Genomic DNA, 19434 nt, shown 5'->3' on the forward strand with positions numbered 1-19434 from the left:
AAAAGTTATAACGCAACCTACGGTTACAGTTTCACCACCAATAGGGAAACAACCATGTTATTACTACAACTTATTTTTTTGGGGAAAGGTTTATTAGAGCTTAAATACCTTTCAATAAATTATGAATAAATTCTAATTTGTTCTCTACAGATTTTGAAATCACAAACGGATAGGGATCATCTTCCCCCATTGAACGATTCATACTGTTCAAGGCAAATAACAGCGGAATACCGGTATCCATTATTTTTTTAAAATCCTTTACTTTATATGGGTCAAAACCTGCGTTCATTTTTAGGTTTTTCTTTGCTGTTATCTTGGGATCAGAGCTGAGTCCGAAATTATAGGCCGTCTCCAAAACATCGGTAAGGTGTAAGTAATGAGACCATGTTTCTGCCCAATCTTCCCATGGGTGAGATGATGCGTATTTACTAATATAACTTTGCTGCCAATGCGCTTTTGGACCATTATTATAATGATTGGCCAATGCATCTGCATAAGATTGAGATTCATCGCCAAAAATATTCCTGAATTCCACCAAAACATCGGGGTTGTCCCTAATGAGCAAATCCCAAAAATAATGCCCCACTTCATGCCTAAAATGCCCTAATAAAGTTCTATAACGTTCAGCCATTTGCTGCTTGATCTGTTCTCGAACAACAGGATCTGCTTCAGATATTAAGAGCGTAATTACGCCATTGGCATGTCCGGTTTTTAAATCTTTAGATTCTTCTGGCAAATCATCTTTTGCTAAAAAATCAAAACAAAAACCATCTATGGCATCTTTTGTTTTTCTAACTACAGGAAGCCGAAAACGTAGTAGCTGATATACCAATCGATGTTTGGCAATTTCGATATGTTTCCACTTCTCTAAGTTGTCATCATTTAAAAGATGTGGTATGGTTCGGTTTAAAGTACAAGCCAGGCAGAATTTTCGCCCTCTCGAAACATCAACCAACCAATTACAGACCTTGTGATTGTAATTCTCGCAATATTCGTAAGTCTTGCCATCTAACTCCTCTACCTGCCATGAGCTGGCACTAGGATCTAATGAAACAATTTTATTATAATACGATGAATACCCTAGTTTAAAACCACAGTTTAAACATTTATTGTTTTCAAAAACAACCGTATTCTTACAATTGGTACACTGAAATAATTTCATATCCTCTAGCCTTTACATAGACAAGGAGCATGTATTATTTGATCATCTTAAAATTAATAACTTCTTGATCGGTCAAATACCTCCAGTGTCCCCTTGGCAAATCTTTTTTGGTAAGACCACCATATACTACTCTATCCAATTTTTGGATTTTATATCCTAAGGTTTCGAACAAACGCTCTACAATTTTATTTCTAGAGCTGTAAATTTCAATACCAACTTCTCTTTTTGGAGCATCGGCAATGAAACTAATATCTTGTACACGTACAACTTTCTCATCTACGACAACACCTTCTTGTATTTTCTTCAAATCGGCACTACGCAATTCTTGCTCAAGAACTAAATGATATATCTTTCGTAAACCATTTATAGGACTTTTTAGAGTCTTGGTCATATTACCATCATTGGTAAACAAAAGTAAACCGGTATGTTCCTTTTCCAATTTATCTACAGGTAGTAATTTTGACTTAGAAGCACTTGATATTAACCCAGAAACGTGTCTTTTACCTCTATCATCACGAATAGTGGTTACAAAGTCTTTCGGCTTATTTAAAAGAACGTACTCCCTTTTAACAGGATTCAAAAGTTGACCATCAAATTTTACCTCATCGCTCAATTTGACCTTATAACCCATTTCTGTAATAGGTTTTCCGTTCACCGTAACGCTACCTGCCGCTATATAGATATCGGCATCTCTTCTAGAGCAAACCCCAGAGTTGGCCACGTATTTATTTAATCGAATTGAATTTGGATCTTGCGGCTTACTTGCCGTTGTATTTTTCTTAATGGGCGAATTACCTCGGGCGTAGCTCTTCTTTTTAAAATTACCTCCTTGCCTGCCTGACGGTTTCTTACCTCTACTAGAATCATCCCTACTCATAATTGTACCAATTTTGCACAAAGGTAGCAAATTGCATTGCGGTTCAAATAGTTATATGAAACATATTACCAACAACTACACTATTCTATTTAAAACAAGGTCTATGTCTATTAGAAGAATGCTGAATACGCCCATTACAATAATCAATTTGATAATATTATGAAGCCAAACATAGTCTTTACGTGCCTTTGCCTTAAATAACATTACTATAAATAAAAGTAACAGTAGCACACAAAAAACGAAATAGAAATTCATATGACCCACATCGAACCTAAAAATCAACAGTAATGAGGGTACCAATGTCAAAAAAATTAAAAACGAAATCAAAAGTTTTGCCGTACGAGCCCCATAAATGATAGGAATAGTTCTATAATTCTGTGCCAAATCTCCAGAAATATTTTCCAAATCTTTAACTATTTCGCGGGCGAGAATCAGTAGAAACAGAAATACTGCATGCACAAATATTACCGCTTGTATATTCTTATAATATACGAATACCACAAAAAAAGGTGTAATTGCTAAAGTGGCCGAAATAAAATTTCCTAAAAAAGGAATTCTCTTAAGTTTATGGGAATAGATCCAAATACCGAAAATATAAGAAGAGAAAAAGAACACAGCTTTAAAAGACACATAGCTAGCGGCAAATACCGCAATAAAATTTAGCACAAAATATGTGGTCAGCTTAAATCGTTGGCTTACCAAACGGTCTAACATACTTTTTCTTGGCTTATTTATAAGGTCTTTTTCAGCATCATAAAAGTTATTGATAATATAACCACCCGCAATTACCAATGCAGATGCCAAAACAATAACAAATAGATTAAAATCTAGAACTACACTACGAACAGGTAGCTCTGGGGCAAGAATATAAATGGACGCCAAATACTGAGCTAGGGCAATAACAAGAATATTATACCCCCTAACCACTGAAAACAGACTCAATACCTTTAAAAGTAAGAGTTTATTTTTTCTATTAAGCATTTTGGAAATTACCTAAAAATTATAAACTACTTCAAGTTTATAATCTTTTAACGCAGTTTTAGCTTTTTCAAAATCTTCGGTGAAACCAAGAATGTATCCGCCACCACCTGAACCACAAAGCTTTAGGTAATACTCATTTGTATCTATACCTTTTTTCCATAAGTCATGGAACTTTGCCGGTATCATTGGCTTAAAGTTATCTAAAACAACATGCGATAGCTGCTTTAAATTACCGAACAATGATTTTATATTACCACTAACAAAATCTTCAACACAAGCATCGGTATGCTTAATAAACTGATTCTTTAGCATACTTCTGAAACCATCATTTTTCATTTGTTCCATGAAAATTTGAACCATTGGTGCGGTTTCGCCAATAATACCGCTATCCAATAAAAACACGGCTCCCTTACCTTCTGCGTTCTGTGATGGAATACTTGTTGACTCTATATTGTCTTTTGAATTGATAAGGATAGGCAAACTTAAATAACTGTTCAAAGGATCAAGTCCTGAAGACTTACCATGAAAAAACGATTCCATTTTACCAAATATCGTTTTAAGCTTCAGTAATTTTTCTCTTGTTAAATTTTCAAGTACCGTTATTTTGTTCTGCGCATACTTATCGTAAATAGCAGCTACTAATGCACCACTACTACCTACCCCGTAGCCTTGTGGTATTGAACTATCAAAATACATACCTGCAGCCACATCTGCTTTTAATACTTCTAAGTCAAACGAAACCAATTGAGGCTCATCTGTGGTTAATTTTTCCAAATAAATAGCGAACGCTTCTAAGCTTTTGTTAGATGCCGATACTTCTTTAGATACACTCGCATCGGATTTTAAGGCTCCTTTATAAAAGTTATAAGGAATGGATAATCCTTTGGAATCTTTAATGATGCCGTATTCCCCAAAGAGAAGAATTTTTGAATAAAATAAAGGTCCTTTCATTTTTAAAAACTAAGCGAACATTATACTTATATAAATATAGTCAAAGAAACATATAAAGTTGAACGTTTTACCCGAAAAGGTTAAACAAAATCACAAAACCGTTCATTAATAAACGCATTTTACAAATATATAGTGTGCAACCCAACTACAACTTCTTAGCCCCTAGACCAATTCGATCACAAATATACTGCCCATTTTGACAAAAAGAAATTAACTTCTCTTTTATAAACGGAAAAACGATATCTTTTTCATTTTCAGGATATAACACATGTACATTTGCCCCTGCATCTAATGTGAAACAAACATGGGTTTTACTTTCTTCCCTAAATTTCCAAATCTCATTAATGATAGAAAGGGTATTAGGCTTCATCAATATAAAATAAGGATTACTGGTCATCATCATTGCATGTAAAGTAAGTGCCTCACTTTCAACGATACTTATAAAATCTTTTAAATTACCATCTGCCAAAACAAGGCCGAGCTTTTCTAAATGATCATGAGCTTGATCAAATCGTTGTGATGCAAATGGATGCCCATGCATAAGCTCATGACCTACGGTACTGCTTACTTGCTTCTCGCCTTTATCTACCAATAAAATGGTATCATGAAAATTATTGAATACTTTATGAACTTTATAAGGATATTTAATGCCAAATAGGTTTGAACTACCCTTAACCGAAGCTGTTTCTCCCCACTGAACCAAAGGACCTTCAATGCTACGACATGCGCTACCCGAACCTAGTCGGGCCAGAAACGATACTTTTCTATTAAAAAACTCATCAGTAATAGGTGCAGAAAATGACCTTTCCATTTCCATAAAACATAGTGCCAAAGCAGACATACCACTGGCAGATGAAGCAATACCACTACTATGAGGAAAAGTATTTGATGTTCGTATCACCAAATGATAGTCTTTTAAAAAAGGTAGATATACCTCTATCCTTTTTAAAAAGGTTTTAATTTTTGGCTTAAATTCTTCTTTTGCCTCTCCCTCAAAAAAAAGTTCAAAAGAAAACTCATCATTTTTTTGGGCTTTCTTTTGGTACTCAACACTGGTTTTTGTCATACAAGCGGCAAGGGTAAAACTTATAGACGGATTGGCAGGAATTTGATTTTCCCTTTTACCCCAATACTTGATCAATGCAATATTACTGGGCGATGAATAACCAACCACACCCTTTTCTTTCAATGTTATATATGATACTGGAATAAAATCTTTTTCTGACATTGAATTTTGAATTTGTGCAAATATAGTTTTTAGGTCTATCAATAAAAATAAATCCTTATTTTAGAGCTAAACACCAACCAATTGAAAAGAAAGCTTACGTATATATTAATTGGCATTGTAATTTGTTCAACCATAGGGTTTTTGAGCAGTGTTGTAACACAAAGCTCGGTAAACGGTTGGTACATGACATTGAACAAACCAAGTTTTAACCCTCCCAATTGGGTTTTCGCCCCCGTTTGGAGCGTGTTATATGTTATGATGGGTATTTCGGCAGGATGGGTTTGGGCCAAAGGATTTCATCACAAATGGGTTAAGACCGGACTCTATCATTTCGGATTTCAACTTCTCTTAAATGGTCTATGGAGTATCATGTTCTTTGGGTTAAAACAGCCCTTATTGGCTTTATTGATAATTATAGCACTTCTAATTGTACTAGCCCTAACCATAAAATGGTTTAAAGTAGTGAGTAAATTTGCAGCGTATCTTTTAACTCCTTATTTCCTGTGGGTCTGTTTTGCCACGGCCTTAAATTTTAAAATATGGGAATTGAACTAATCGGAGAGTTCTAACAGCTTACTCATTGTCCTGTAATTTCTAGTAGTTGCCTCAACTTTCAACTTACGCTCTACAAGATTATTATTCAATTTTGCTTTACCATATCCTGCATTACATTTTAGATAAACACAATTAGCTGTAATATAAAACTCCTCATTTACAAAGTTCTCTAATTTGAACTTTTCTACCGCTTCCTGTTTTGGTTGTTCATTGAGAAGAACATAGTAATTTTGCTTTCGCAAGTTTTCATCATTAGTTTTAAAGGGATTTTCATTTAAAATTTCTTTCATCTGATCTACCGTCTTCACTATTACAGGAACATTAAATTCAAAATGCCTCAAAATCGCAGCTTTTATCTGCTTTTCCAATTGTTTATCATTGTTCAATTCACTTTTAAAAACCACATTCCCACTTTGAATATAAGTTTTCACCTCTTTTAATTCTTGGTCAACGAGCAACTCTTTTAGCTCAGCCATTGAAACTTTATTCTTTCCACTAACATTGATTCCCCGAAGAAATGCGATATAGGTTTTCATGTTATTCACTATTTGTGTTTAGATCGTTAACAACACCTTTTGCAGCAATGAAGGCACCTGTCCATGCATTTTGAAAATTGAATCCGCCGGTAATGGCATCGACATTGATAATCTCGCCCGCAAAATATAGACCTGTGAGTATTTTGCTTTCATAGGTCTTGAAGTTTATTTCTTTCAGATTTACCCCACCTGCGGTTACAAATTCTTCTTTAAAAGTACTTTTTCCGTTTACCTGAAATATGCCTGCCGTTAATTGTTCCGCTAAAATTGTCAATTGCTGTTTTGATACTGCTGGCCATGTCACTGTATCTTCAATTCCCGAGGCGTTGACCAAATTTGCCCATAATCGCTTCGGTATATCAAGTACTTTGGTTCTTAAAACTGTTTTCTTTTCTACCTGCTTTACCTTAAGAAGCAATGCCAATAATCCGTCTTGATGATACTCAGGCACCCAATTTACCTGAATTTTAAACTGATAATTATACTGCTCTAAAATTCGTGCTCCCCAAGCCGATAATTTTAAAATAGCTGGTCCGCTCATTCCCCAGTGGGTAACCAACAATGGTCCTTCTGAAGTTAAATTTGAAGCATCCAATTTTAATCGCGATGATTTTTTCCCAACATTCTTTTTCGGAATAACCTTAACTTCTGCGTGTGTTGCAACACCGGGAATATCAATTATACGCTCATCTTTAATATTGAAAGTAAATAATGAAGGTACCGGCGGTACAATGGTATGCCCCAATGATTCAATATAATTCCACATTTTAGGATTGCTTCCGGTAGCTAGAACGAGCTTATTACAGAACATGAAACTATCACCAACAGCAACCTTCCATTTTTTTGTTCCTTCCTCTTCCGTATGCTCTATACCAGTGACGGAGCAATGTGTTTTCACTTGAATTCCTAATCTATCCGCCTCAGAGAGAAAACAGTCAATAATTGTTTGGGAAGAATTACTAACAGGAAACATTCTACCATCTTCCTCAATTTTTAAAGCAACCCCTCGTTCCTCAAAAAACCCTACAGTATCACCACTGGCATAGGTATGAAAAGGACCCAGAAGTTCCTTTTCTCCTCTAGGATAATTTTTACTTAAATCACTCGGGTTAAATTCTGCATGGGTTACATTACAACGCCCACCACCAGACACTTTTACTTTGGTTAGTACTTCTTTACCACGTTCCAGTATTGCAATTTTGGTATGCGGTCTACTTTCGGCAATATGAATTGCCGCAAAAAAACCTGCCGCACCGCCACCAATTACAAGAACATCGTACATTAATTTACTCGTTCAGGAAAGTTGGTAATTATGCCATCTACCCCAATGTTTTTCATAGCCTCTATATCTGCAGGCTCATTAACTGTCCACGTATAAATTTTAAATCCGGCATCATGTATTTCATCAGCCTTCTGCTCATCCAATTTTTTGAAGTATGGATTAATGGCTACGGCATTTAATTCTTTTGCCTCCGGTATGGCTTCTACCGGGTCTTCTTCGGTTAAAACAGCAATGGCAACATTAGGATTATGTTTGCGCATTTCCTTTAACTCATCCCAATTAAAGCTAGATATTATAAAATTATCAGGTGACCAATTTTTGTTCTCAATGTAATAGTTCATAATATGATTAACCCTATCTGCAGTACCGGCTCCTTTTAACTCTATATTGAGCGCCACCTTATTATCAATAGTCTTTAACACATCTTGAAGCATCGGTATTTTATGACCTCCATCAACAATTACCTGCATTAAATCTACAATATAATAGTCTTCTATATCTCCAGGAGCATTGGTTAAACGATCTAGCTTATCATCGTGAAATACAACAATTTCGCCGCTCTTAATTTTAAAAACGTCTATCTCTATCATATCAACACCAAGATCCATTGCCTTTTGTATTGAAGGTATCGTGTTTTCGGTTTCGTGCCCCATAGCACCTCTATGACCAATTACTAAGGGTTCTTCTTTCATATGACAAGATGCTAACGTGAAACAAATAAAAGCTAGGGTAATTCTTTTGAGCATGGGTTATAGTTTTACTTCAAAAATAAAGGATTCTAGAGGATTAAGCTCAATGAAAACATGACCTTCTCCATTTTCTATTCGTAATGAATTTTTATGACCATATAAGGCATCATGTAAAGGATAAATTCCTTCTTTAAGTTTCCACAAATCCACCAAGTCTACCGGTATTTTTAAATCGAAAGAAAAATGATCATTAACATCGAAGTTTGAAACAATAATCAATTTTTGATTTTCAGACCAACGTACATACGACAGTACGCGATGATTGTAGTTTTCAGTAATTTCTTTATTATAGAAATGTATTTCTCTATAAGCTCCCATTAAAGCTTCACTACTTATAGTAAAATTCAACAAACGCTTATAAAAATCACGTAAAGAAGCTTCTTGGGGGGTAGATTGACCACCATCAAACTTCTTATCGTTCACCCATCTTTGGTGATGTGGCACGCCTATATAATCAAATATCGAAGTTCTTGACGGACTCCCAAAACCGGCATTTTCTGCTGCTGGCTCACCTACTTCCTGTCCGAAATAGATCATTGTGGGCGACGTACTTATCGTAGCAGAAACGACCATTGCCGGTCTACCAATTTCTGCATTACCCACAAACTCTGGACTAGCAATACGCTGTTCATCATGATTCTCTAAAAAATGAAGCATATGATGTTCTATATCCCGTAAACCATTTTGCACCACAGGCAAGTGATCAGACCAACCATAGCCTTTCATTATATGTTTTAGACCATCGTAAAAATCTACTTTATCATACAGATAATCCATTTTTCCTTTATGGATATAAGTTCTGTATAAATCTGGATTATAGACTTCTGCCATTAAAAAGGCATCTGGGTTTTTTATTTTGATGGATGAATTCATAAAACTCCAAAATTCAACAGGAACCATTTCTGCCATGTCATATCTAAATCCATCGACACCCATATCTAACCAATAAAGGGCGATATCCCTAAATTTCCTCCAAGAACTAGGCACAACCTTTTTCTTCCAGTAATTAAAATGTTCTTGATAATCTTTTTCTCCAAAATCATTAGGAAGCATGTCAAAATCAAGTCCACCATCGGGTCTTACTCCATAATTTATACGAACGGTCTCATACCAATCGTTCATATCTGGTTTTGCACTTCTAGAACCATTACCGGTCCACTTGGCCGGCTTCTCCACCAACTTAGGGTATGAAAATTTAGGTGTATCACCTCCTAACGGTATATAACCATCTCGCCAATCTGGATGTTGAAACTCTGTGCCCGGTATATAGTAAAAGTTATTATCTTTTTGATACTCTACAGAAGTATCATCACCAAAACCAAAATCGGAAATACCCTTTGGGTTAGTCTTTCCTTCGTATTTTCTAGCTACATGATTAGGTACAATATCTATTATAACCTTCATACCCGCTTTATGAGTACGTTTAATAAGTAATTTGAATTCTTTTAACCTTTCTGAAGGATTTATAGCTAAATCGGGGTTAACATTGTAATAATCTTTAACGGCATATGGTGAACCTGCCCTGCCTTTAACCACATTGGGATCATCATTTGAGATACCAATTTCAGTATAATCATTTATCACCGCATGATGTGGAACACCTGTGTACCAAATATGCGTAATACCCAAATTTCTAATTTCCGACAGTGCCTTTTCATTAAAATCGACAAACTTACCTACTCCATTTTCTTCAATTGTGCCCCAAGGCTTATTATTGGTATTTGTATTACCAAACAGTCTGGTAAACACATGGTAAATAACAATTTTATTGTTCATGGGGCACTATATATTTTTATTTTTTAGACAACTATACGTTAAACGGTAATCAATTCATTTGGTAAAAGAACTACTTTTTTACCATTGACGCGTATTGAAACTTCTTCTGCGCCGATTAATTGAAACGTTGTATTTTCCGAAGTTACATTGACTTTAATGATTCTGTCCCTAAAATTAACCTTAAAGGAATATGCTTGCCATTGATCAGGTATCTGCGGTTTAAACGATAATTTATCATTAATTACCCGCATACCACCAAAACCTTCTACAATACTCATCCACGTACCTGCCATTGAAGTTATATGCAAACCTTCTTCAACTTCTTTATTATAATCATCTAGATCTAACCTAGATGTTCTTAAATAAAAATTATACGCTTGCTCCATTCTACCTAATTTAGCAGCCTGTATACTGTGTACGCATGGAGATAAAGAAGACTCGTGAACGGTAAAAGGCTCATAGAAATCAAAATGTCTTTCGAGGTCTTCAATAGAGAAGTCTTCTTCAAAAAAGTAAAATCCTTGTAAAACATCGGCTTGTTTTATGTAGGGCGACCTCAAAATACGATCCCAGCTCCATTTTTGGTTAATTGGTCTTTCGGATTTTGGCAAATCATCAACTTTAACCAATTCTTTGTCCAAGAAACCATCTTGCTGTAAGAACACACCATATTCCTTCGAGAACGGAAAATACATTTTATTGGCAACCTTCTTCCATTTTTCGCATTCCCTATCGGTAAGTTTTGTTTTGCCCACAACCCTACCATAATCATCTGGGTAGCCATTCTTCACCTTGTCAAGCTGGGTTAACGTATAGTTTATACACCATTTTGCCAAATAGTTGGTATACCAGTTATTATTGACATTATTCTCATATTCATTAGGTCCCGTAACGCCAAGCATAACGTACTTATTCTTATCCTTAGATAAATTAACACGTTGATGCCAAAATCTGGAAATACCTATTAAGACTTCAAGACCCATTTCTGGTATGTAGCTATAATCGCCGGTATATCTAAAATAGTTATGAATTGCAAAGGCAATAGCTCCATTTCTATGTATCTCTTCAAACGTGATTTCCCATTCATTATGGCATTCTTCACCGTTCATAGTTACCATTGGATATAATGCCGCACCATTTGAAAATCCTAATTTTTTAGCATTCTCAATAGCCTTCTCTAAATGATTGTATCTATACTTCAACAATTTTCTAGCAACTTTATCATCTTTTGTTGCCATATAGAATGGAATGCAGTACGCCTCTGTATCCCAATAAGTACTGCCACCATATTTTTCACCTGTGAAACCTTTAGGTCCAATATTCAATGTAGAATCTGTACCCAAGTAAGTTTGATTGAGCTGAAATATATTAAATCGGATACCTTGCTGTGCTTTTATATCGCCTTTAATAACAATATCGCTCATTTCCCAGATTGCCGCCCAAGCCTCCTTCTGTTTCTGCAAAAGCCCCTCAAATCCGATAGCACTAACTTCACTAAGCTTGTTTTTGGCAACTTGAACCAACTCCTCATTCGGGTGATTTCTCGCCACCGTAAATCCGCCAAATTTCGTTAAGGTCACTGTAGTATTGGGGTCCATATTCTGTTCAAATTTCAATGAAACAAAATTATCTGTCTTCTCTGATGCAACCCCTGCTACTTCAGCACCTTCAAATGTTAAAGAAGCCCCCATAAATGTACAGGTCTTAAACTCTGTTTTCATGGTATGTGCCTCTATAAAAGCACTATTATCGCTTGAGCTTATATTTGTAGTGTTCCAGAATTTATCGTCCCAATTACTATCCTCATTGGTAATACCACTGTCTAGATAAGGTTCAAATACTACTAAGGCAGCAGTATTCAACACTTTTAGCTGATATGAAATGGCACCTACCTCATCAATATCTAGGCTCAAAAATCGCTTAACCACTACATCAATTTCTACATTATTTACCGTTACCGCTTGAAAGCTTCGGGTATAAACGCCTTCTTTCATGTTCAACTCCCGTTTAAAGTTTGAAACTTTCTTACAGGTGGCTAAATCCAACTCCTCACCACTTATCAATATTTTGATACCGATCCAATTTGGTGCATTCAACACTTTGGCAAAATATTCTGGATAGCCGTTTTTCCACCAACCTACTCTGGTCTTATCTGGATAATAGACACCGGCAATATAACTTCCTTGAAAAGTATCTCCCGTATAGGTCTCCTCAAAATTGGCCCGTTGCCCCATTGCGCCGTTACCGATGCTAAAAATACTTTCAGAAGATTTGACATTTTCCTTGTCGAACCCTTCTTCGATAATGCACCAATTATCTGGTTTTATATAATCTTGATTCATGAGTTTCTTGTTGTGTTACAATCAAAAATAAAGCAACTATATAAAGCTATCTTTATTTATTTTTATTTAATAATAATTCTAAAAACTGATTATCCATTTCTGTGAAATCCTTAAAATTATGCTTTGCTTCATTAAGGATATCTGAATCTCCAATTCCAATACTTACCATACCTGCAGCATTTGCTGCTTGAATACCAGCTACAGCATCTTCAAATACGACGCATGATTGTGGCCCTACACCTAGGTTATCTGCAGCAATCAAAAAAACTTCTGGGTCTGGTTTTGCCTTCATTACGTTGTTGCCATCTACAATACTATCGAAATAGTGTAAAAGACCTACTTTTTCCAATATTGGCTTGGCATTTTTACTGGCGGACCCAAGTGCTATGGGTACATTTTTATTCTTTAAATATTCCAATACCCTAAGCACATCCGGTAGAATTTCGCTGGCATCCATCTTTTCTATATAGGCAAGATAATCTACGTTTTTCTCTACCATCCAAGTATCGAACTGTGCTTGTGTTGCCTCTATACCACCAATATCCAAAAGTATTTCCAAGCATCTTTTTCTACTCACCCCTTTAAAAAGTTCATTTTGCTCATGGGTAAATTCAAAGCCTAACTCATTGGCTAGCTTACGCCATGCCAAATAATGATATTTTGCGGTATCTACAATAACACCGTCCAAATCGAATATAAAACCTACTTTTTCCATTATTAATATTATTAATTGATTGTGGAACCCCTTTTGATCAAGGTAGCGTTTATCACTTCTGTTTTAAAGGGCTCTTCAACCATTTGAACAGACTCCATTCTATTTATTAAAAGTTTGGCAGCCAATTCACCCATTTTCTCGCCGTGTTGTGCTATTGTACTTAATTTAGGAGAAGAATACCTTGAAAGAATTCCATCGGTAAAACCAATTATGGAAATATCCTCTGGAACGGCATAACCCAATTGCTGTATAATACTCATGCATTGAACGGCAAACATCTCATTAACACATAAAATAGCTTCAATTTCATTATGCTGAAAAAACTCAGTAATCAAATTTGTATTATCCCTATCATGCGGTAAGGTTAAAATTAACCGGTTATCCACTTCAATTTCATTTGTTTTTAAAGCTGCTACATACCCTTCTTTTCTACTCTCACTTACATTAAAGTATCTTTCGGTAGTAATCAATGCTATTTTTTTAGACCCTGTCGCTATAAAATGACTTACCGCTTCTCTCGCTATTTCAAAATCGTTCAATACAACTTTATCACATTCAATTTCAGCAGATATACGGTCAAAGAGAACTATTGGTATACCTTGGTCGAGCAATTCTTTTAAATGGGTAAAATCATTCTTTTTTTGCGTTTCCGCACTTAATGAAAGTATAAACCCATCAATGCTTCCATTGGCCAACATTTCCATGTTTATGACCTCTTTATCAAAAGATTCGTCAGAAATACAGACAATTACATTATACCCCATTTCATTGGCATATTTTTCAATACCCCTAAATACGGTCGTAAAAAAATGATGAACGATATCTGGAATAACAACGCCTATATTTTTTGTTCTCTTATTTTTTAAGCTTAGAGCGATATTATTTGGACGATAGTTATAGAATTTTGCAAATGCCTTTATTTTATCCTTTGTTTCCTTACTAATTTCCTTGCTGTTTTTTAAAGCTTTGGAAACGGTAGAAATTGATACATCAAGCTCTTTTGCAATATCTTTTAATGTGATTTTTGGTTTCAAAACGAATGTTTAAAAATTTAAGATAAGAACTTAATCTCTTCTAAAAGTTAAAGTTCAACAATGGACTAAAAATGGTAAATATATTCAAAAATGTATTTTTTATATATTTGTACAATAATCATATTTTCATATTAAAGCGAACATTTAATTAAGAATATCATAAAAACCCCCTTTAACATTCATTATACTCGCAAAAAATAAAAGTTATCAACACGAAACCGTTTTCGTAACTTTTTTAAGTAATGCTTTCTGTCATCAACACGTCATTTTGCATATTTTTAACAATTGAAATTAAATTAACTCAACTTAAATTAACAATTTATGAAGATTACATTCCTAAAAAGTCTGTTGGTTCTAGGCGCATTTTTGTGCTTTGGATTTATACAGGCACAAGAAGTATCTGGAACTGTTTCAGATGCAAGTGGACCTTTACCAGGAGCTAGTGTTCTTGTAAAAGGAACAACGAATGGTACGCAGACCGATTTTGACGGTAATTATACATTGACCGCAGAAGAAGGTGCCGTACTTATTGTAAGTTATATTGGCTACAAAACCCAAGAGGTAGCCGTTAACGGTAGAACATCTATTAATTTTACTTTAGAAGAAGATGCTGAGGCGTTGGAAGAAGTTGTAATTATCGGTTATGGTACAACTACCGTAAAAGATGCAACAGGATCCGTAACAGCAGTGACTGCAGAAGACTTTAATGGTGGTAACATCGCTTCACCTGAACAATTGATTCAAGGTAAAACTGCTGGTGTTAACATTCAAGAGACTAGTGGTGAGCCTGGTGCAGGAATCCAAATTAATATTAGAGGATCTAACTCTGTACGAGCAAACAACAATCCGTTGTTCGTGGTAGATGGTGTTCCATTAGGCGGTGGAGATACATCTCCACAAGGTGAAACAGGTTTTGGTCAAAGTGCCGTTAAAAACCCATTAAATTTCATTAACCCTAATGATATTGAGAGTATCAGTATATTAAAAGATGCATCGGCAACAGCAATCTATGGTTCGCGTGGAGCTAACGGTGTTGTTATTATTACTACTAAGAGTGGTAAAGGAAGTAGCCAAGGCGTGTGGGACTTCTCTAGCTCTTTAAGTATATCTAAAGCTGCCAATACTTTTGACCTTTTAGATGCATCTGAATTTTTATCTGGAGTCACTTCGGTAGGAGGTGATGCAAGTGCGGTAAATTTCGGTGCAGATACAGATTGGCAACAAGTAGTATTGAGATCAACAGCTTCTCAAAACCAAAACCTTTCTTATTCTAAAAACTACGGAAGCGGTAACGTAAGAGCTACTTTTGGATACGGTAAACAATTTGGTATCGTTGAAAATTCCGATTTAGAAAGAATTACAGGTAGATTAAATCTTAACCAAAGATTCTTAGAAGACAAGTTAGTTTTAGGATTACAAATGTCCATTGCACGTATTAATGATTCTCAAGCACCAATTAGTGCACAGGCAGGTGCTTCAGGTGATGTCTTAGGTGGAGCTTATGCCGCTAACCCAACATGGCCAGCTAGTTCAGGATTTAACGCTGGTGGTTTAAATGTTAACCCGCAAAATGCACTTGACAATACACAGAACATCACCAATACAAACAGATACCTTTTAAACGGTTCTGTTCAATACAACTTTACCCCTGAAATTTCTGCCAAATTAAATGCAGGTATAGACATTTCCGAAGCTTCTAACACATCTGTTATCTCAAGAGACATCAACAACATTAATGGTGTTTCAGATATAGGTCGTGGAAATTATGGTGTTTTAGAAAGAGACAATAAAACTTTAGAGGCAACTGTGAACTACAACAAAGAATTTGAAAATTCTAGTTTAGAGGCATTAGTTGGTTTTGGTTACCAAGATTTCCAAACTTTTGGTTTCAATTCTGGCGGTAGAGGTTATTCTACTAGTGATTTAAATGCTATGGGAAGAGATTTAAGAAGTGCGGTTAACGACTTACAGAATGCAGTAACCGGATCTTACCAACAAGCGTATTATGCTCCCAACACTAATGGAGTTTTAATCAATAGATTATTACCAACGGTTGTAGCTCAAGAAGAATTAGGAAGAAGCCTTAACAGCGCTGTAACTTCTGTTTTTACAGATTCTTTTGACAATACAGATGAGCTACAGTCTTTCTTTGCAAGATTGAATTATACATTGAACGACAAATATTTATTTACAGCAACAATGAGAGCTGATGGTTCTTCCAGATTCGGACCTGAAAATCAATACGGATATTTCCCTTCCGGTGCATTTGCTTGGAAAATGAACGAAGAAGATTTTGTTGGCGAAAACGTTTCTACCCTTAAATTACGTTTAAGTGCGGGTATCACCGGTAACCAAGATGGTTTAGGTTACGGTAACTTCGTAGCAAGACAACGTTTTTCAGAATTAACAGTTCAACAAAATCTTGAAATTAACGCAAATGGTACAGCAATCGTTGCTACAGATAGACCAGACTTAAAATGGGAATCATCTTTTAACTTAAATGCAGGTTTTGATTTCGGATTCAATAACGATCGTTTAAGTGGTAGTATTGATATCTATAGAACAGAAACTACAGATGTTCTTTTACAGACTCCACCAGCTGCACCTGCAGTTGACCCGTTCCAGTTCCAGAATGTTGATGCCAGTATCATTAACCAAGGTATTGAATTTGCATTGGCTTACGATTTCGTAAGAACTGATGACGCTACTTTTTCCGCAGATTTTAATATTGCCTATAACGATAATGAGGTTCAAAATTTTGACGGACTTATTGACACGGGTGAAATTAACGGTCCTGGTTTAACAGGTGCATTTGCACAGCGTTTTGCTTCAGGACAATCATTGTATTCTTACTTTTTACCAATCTTCACTGGTTTTGATAGTGCAGGTACTCCAACATACCAAGACATAGATGGCAATGGTGTTGGTGATCCTTTCCAAGATAAGACCTTTGTTGGTGAAGATGCTTTACCAGATATTACTACAGGTTTAAGCTTAAACTTAAAAGTTAAGGATTTTGATGCTTCTGTATTCTTCCAAGGTCAGTTTGGATTCTCAGTTTACAACAATACTGAAAACGCATACTTTACAGCTGGTGCACTTTCTAACTCTAGAAACGTAACACAAAACGTACTATCTAGCGGAGAAGACCCAGGAGCTTCTGCTGACGCCTCGACTCGTTTCTTAGAAAAAGGAGATTTTGTACGTTTCCAAAATGCTAGTATTGGTTATAATGTACCATTATCTGGTGAAGGAGCTTTGAATTCTTTACGTTTTTCTATAACTGGACAAAATCTTTTCTTAATCACTGATTATAGCGGTTTAGATCCAGAGGTTACTGCCAATACTGGTGATTTAGGTTCTGGTGTACCATCAAGAGGTATTGACTATGGTTCTTATCCAAGACCAAGAACATTCACTTTTGGTATTAACGCATCATTCTAATTAAAAAAAATTGTATATCATGAAAAATAATTTTAAAATCTTAACACTATCTATTCTATCGTTGGTAGGGGTTTCTTCCTGTACCGACCTAGAAATAGAAGAAACAGATTCGATCATATCAGAAGGGTTTCAAGGGTTAGCTGACCCTTCTTCTACTGTAACGAATCTATATGGTTCACTTGCCGGACAATATGCCGGTCAAGACAACTATTTTGCACTTCAAGAAGTAACGTCAGATGAGCATTTGATTCCTACACGTGGTGGTGACTGGGGAGATAATGGTCTATGGAGAGTATTACATACTCACGATTGGAATGGTCAACATTCTTTTATCGTAAACGTATTTCAATTATGGAACGGTAACCAACTACAAGCCTCTCAGGTTTTAGATTCTAGAAGTAACCCTTCAACAACAAATATTGGTGATGCCAGCTTTATTAGAGCTTACAGTATGTGGGTAATTCTTGACAACTATGGTCAGGTTCCATATAGAGATACATCTCTACCCTCATCTTCTGTACCAGAAGTATTGACAGGTCAGGCGGCGTTAGATTTTATTTTAGCAGATATAGACACCGCAATTGCAAATGCACCTGCTACTGCAGCCGCAAGTGGTGACGCTAATTTAAGAGCAAGTAAAGCTGCTGCCCGTTATTTGAAAGCAAAAGTTTTATTGAATAAGCATATTTATCTAGGAGGTTCTCCAGAAGCATCAGATATGGCTGAGGTAATTTCATTGGTTGACGAAATTACAGCTGATGGCTACGCTTTGCAAGAAGGGTATTTTGACCTTTTCTTGCCAGATGCGGACACGGAAACCATTTGGGCACTTGAAGCAAACACTATTAACAAAGTAGTTATGGGCCTTCACTACAACAGTACCAGCATTCAAGGTGGTGGTTGGAACGGATTTAGTACACTTGCAGAGTTTTACGACCTGTTCGAAGGTGATGCCGAATCTAACGAATTAGATGCTAACCAAAACCCAGTTGACGGACAAGAAGAACGTAGAGGTGGTGTACCTACTATTGGTGTTGAATTTGCTGATCAGCCTTATGCTTCTGAATTAGATGGATATGTAAATGGATCAAACGTAGGGTACGGATTCTTAATCAATCAACAATATGATTTAGATGGAACTCCTTTACAAGACAGACAAGGTGCCCCTTTAACCTTTAAAAGAGATTTCAAAGACGGAGCCGGTAATGTTAACTTCATCAACAATGATGAAACTACAGGTATTAGAATTCAAAAATACGCTGCGAGAAATGGTGAAGCTTCTATCAGTCATCAAATTGTGTTTAGATATGCAGATGCTCATTTAATGAAAGCAGAAGCTATTTTTAGAAGTGGCGGAGATCCTACAGCGATGATCAACGAATTAAGAACAATTCGTAACACGCAAGAATTGTTAGGTACAGTTACCGAACAAGATATTTTGGATGAAAGAGGTAGAGAACTTTACCAAGAAGCCTGGAGACGTAACGATTTAATTCGTTTTGGTCAATTTGGTAGAGATTGGTTATTTAAAGCGGAGGGAACTATCAATAATGATGATTACAATGTCTTCCCTATTCCACAAGCTCAACTACTTGCTAACCCTAATTTGGTTCAAAATCCAGGTTACTAAGTATAGATAAATTTAAGTTTAAGTTGAAAAGGCCTCCAATTGTATTGGGGGCTTTTTTATGTTATACCCGCAAATTTCACTATACAACTAATACTAGACCAAAGAACATATCGTAAAAGCAAAACCCATATATCAACAAACCTTTTTAATCTTCACCTAACCATGAAGCTAT

General features: G+C 35.9%; 15 protein-coding genes. 3 read left to right on the forward strand and 12 right to left on the reverse strand.

The window, feature by feature from the left end; genetic code table 11:
- Positions 1-100: 100 nt before the first annotated feature.
- From EXIGUO8A_RS04905 to EXIGUO8A_RS04925, 5 genes are all read right to left on the reverse strand, one after another.
- Positions 101-1162, reverse strand: a complete 1062-nt coding sequence (locus EXIGUO8A_RS04905; RefSeq protein WP_159302150.1) for a zinc-binding metallopeptidase family protein — start codon at positions 1160-1162, stop codon at positions 101-103.
- Positions 1163-1196: 34 nt separating this feature from the next.
- Positions 1197-2039: a pseudouridine synthase gene (locus EXIGUO8A_RS04910; RefSeq protein ID WP_116771160.1), complete on the reverse strand. Its 843-nt coding sequence runs from the start codon at positions 2037-2039 to the stop codon at positions 1197-1199.
- Positions 2040-2114: 75 nt separating this feature from the next.
- Positions 2115-3020, reverse strand: a complete 906-nt coding sequence (locus EXIGUO8A_RS04915; protein WP_159302151.1) for a geranylgeranylglycerol-phosphate geranylgeranyltransferase — start codon at positions 3018-3020, stop codon at positions 2115-2117.
- A 12-nt stretch (positions 3021-3032) separates the two neighbouring features.
- Positions 3033-3971, reverse strand: a complete 939-nt coding sequence (locus EXIGUO8A_RS04920) for a mevalonate kinase family protein (protein ID WP_159302152.1) — start codon at positions 3969-3971, stop codon at positions 3033-3035.
- Between the two features lie 145 nt (positions 3972-4116).
- Positions 4117-5199 (reverse strand): diphosphomevalonate/mevalonate 3,5-bisphosphate decarboxylase family protein, encoded by a 1083-nt coding sequence (locus EXIGUO8A_RS04925; protein ID WP_159302153.1) that lies wholly within the window; start codon positions 5197-5199, stop codon positions 4117-4119.
- A gap of 81 nt (positions 5200-5280) precedes the next feature.
- On the opposite strand from EXIGUO8A_RS04925, the gene EXIGUO8A_RS04930 reads away from it, so the two are divergent.
- Entirely contained in the window at positions 5281-5754 is a 474-nt protein-coding gene (locus EXIGUO8A_RS04930; protein WP_159302154.1) for a TspO/MBR family protein, read from the forward strand.
- Here EXIGUO8A_RS04930 and EXIGUO8A_RS04935 read toward each other — a convergent pair.
- The 7 genes from EXIGUO8A_RS04935 to EXIGUO8A_RS04965 are packed head-to-tail and all read right to left on the reverse strand — an operon-like array spanning position 5751 to position 14188.
- Positions 5751-6290 (reverse strand): DUF1697 domain-containing protein, encoded by a 540-nt coding sequence (locus tag EXIGUO8A_RS04935; RefSeq protein WP_159302155.1) that lies wholly within the window; start codon positions 6288-6290, stop codon positions 5751-5753. The genes EXIGUO8A_RS04930 and EXIGUO8A_RS04935 overlap by 4 nt on opposite strands.
- Position 6291: 1 nt before the next feature.
- The gene (locus tag EXIGUO8A_RS04940) at positions 6292-7572 is read right to left on the reverse strand and encodes a BaiN/RdsA family NAD(P)/FAD-dependent oxidoreductase (RefSeq protein WP_159302156.1); all 1281 of its coding nucleotides are present in this window, start codon (positions 7570-7572) and stop codon (positions 6292-6294) included.
- Positions 7572-8264, reverse strand: coding sequence for a glycerophosphodiester phosphodiesterase (locus EXIGUO8A_RS04945; RefSeq protein WP_159302157.1), 693 nt, complete (start codon positions 8262-8264; stop codon positions 7572-7574). Before EXIGUO8A_RS04945 ends, EXIGUO8A_RS04940 begins: the two co-directional genes overlap by 1 nt.
- Before the next feature lie 57 nt (positions 8265-8321).
- Positions 8322-10097 (reverse strand): alpha-amylase family protein, encoded by a 1776-nt coding sequence (locus EXIGUO8A_RS04950; protein ID WP_159302158.1) that lies wholly within the window; start codon positions 10095-10097, stop codon positions 8322-8324.
- Positions 10098-10135: 38 nt separating this feature from the next.
- Positions 10136-12439: a glycoside hydrolase family 65 protein gene (locus EXIGUO8A_RS04955; protein ID WP_159302159.1), complete on the reverse strand. Its 2304-nt coding sequence runs from the start codon at positions 12437-12439 to the stop codon at positions 10136-10138.
- Between the two features lie 52 nt (positions 12440-12491).
- Positions 12492-13154 (reverse strand): beta-phosphoglucomutase, encoded by a 663-nt coding sequence (gene pgmB / locus EXIGUO8A_RS04960; protein ID WP_159302160.1) that lies wholly within the window; start codon positions 13152-13154, stop codon positions 12492-12494.
- An 11-nt stretch (positions 13155-13165) separates the two neighbouring features.
- Positions 13166-14188, reverse strand: coding sequence for a LacI family DNA-binding transcriptional regulator (locus EXIGUO8A_RS04965; RefSeq protein WP_159302161.1), 1023 nt, complete (start codon positions 14186-14188; stop codon positions 13166-13168).
- Between the two features lie 321 nt (positions 14189-14509).
- Between EXIGUO8A_RS04965 and EXIGUO8A_RS04970 the strand changes: the two genes are divergently transcribed.
- Both EXIGUO8A_RS04970 and EXIGUO8A_RS04975 read left to right on the forward strand, forming a co-directional pair.
- The gene (locus EXIGUO8A_RS04970; RefSeq protein ID WP_159302162.1) at positions 14510-17632 is read left to right on the forward strand and encodes a SusC/RagA family TonB-linked outer membrane protein; all 3123 of its coding nucleotides are present in this window, start codon (positions 14510-14512) and stop codon (positions 17630-17632) included.
- Between the two features lie 19 nt (positions 17633-17651).
- Complete coding sequence (locus tag EXIGUO8A_RS04975) at positions 17652-19262, forward strand: RagB/SusD family nutrient uptake outer membrane protein (protein WP_159302163.1); 1611 nt, start codon at positions 17652-17654, stop codon at positions 19260-19262.
- Positions 19263-19434 lie beyond the last annotated feature (172 nt).

Origin of the sequence: Maribacter litoralis, assembly GCF_902506355.1 — a bacterium.
GTDB lineage: Bacteria > Bacteroidota > Bacteroidia > Flavobacteriales > Flavobacteriaceae > Maribacter > Maribacter litoralis.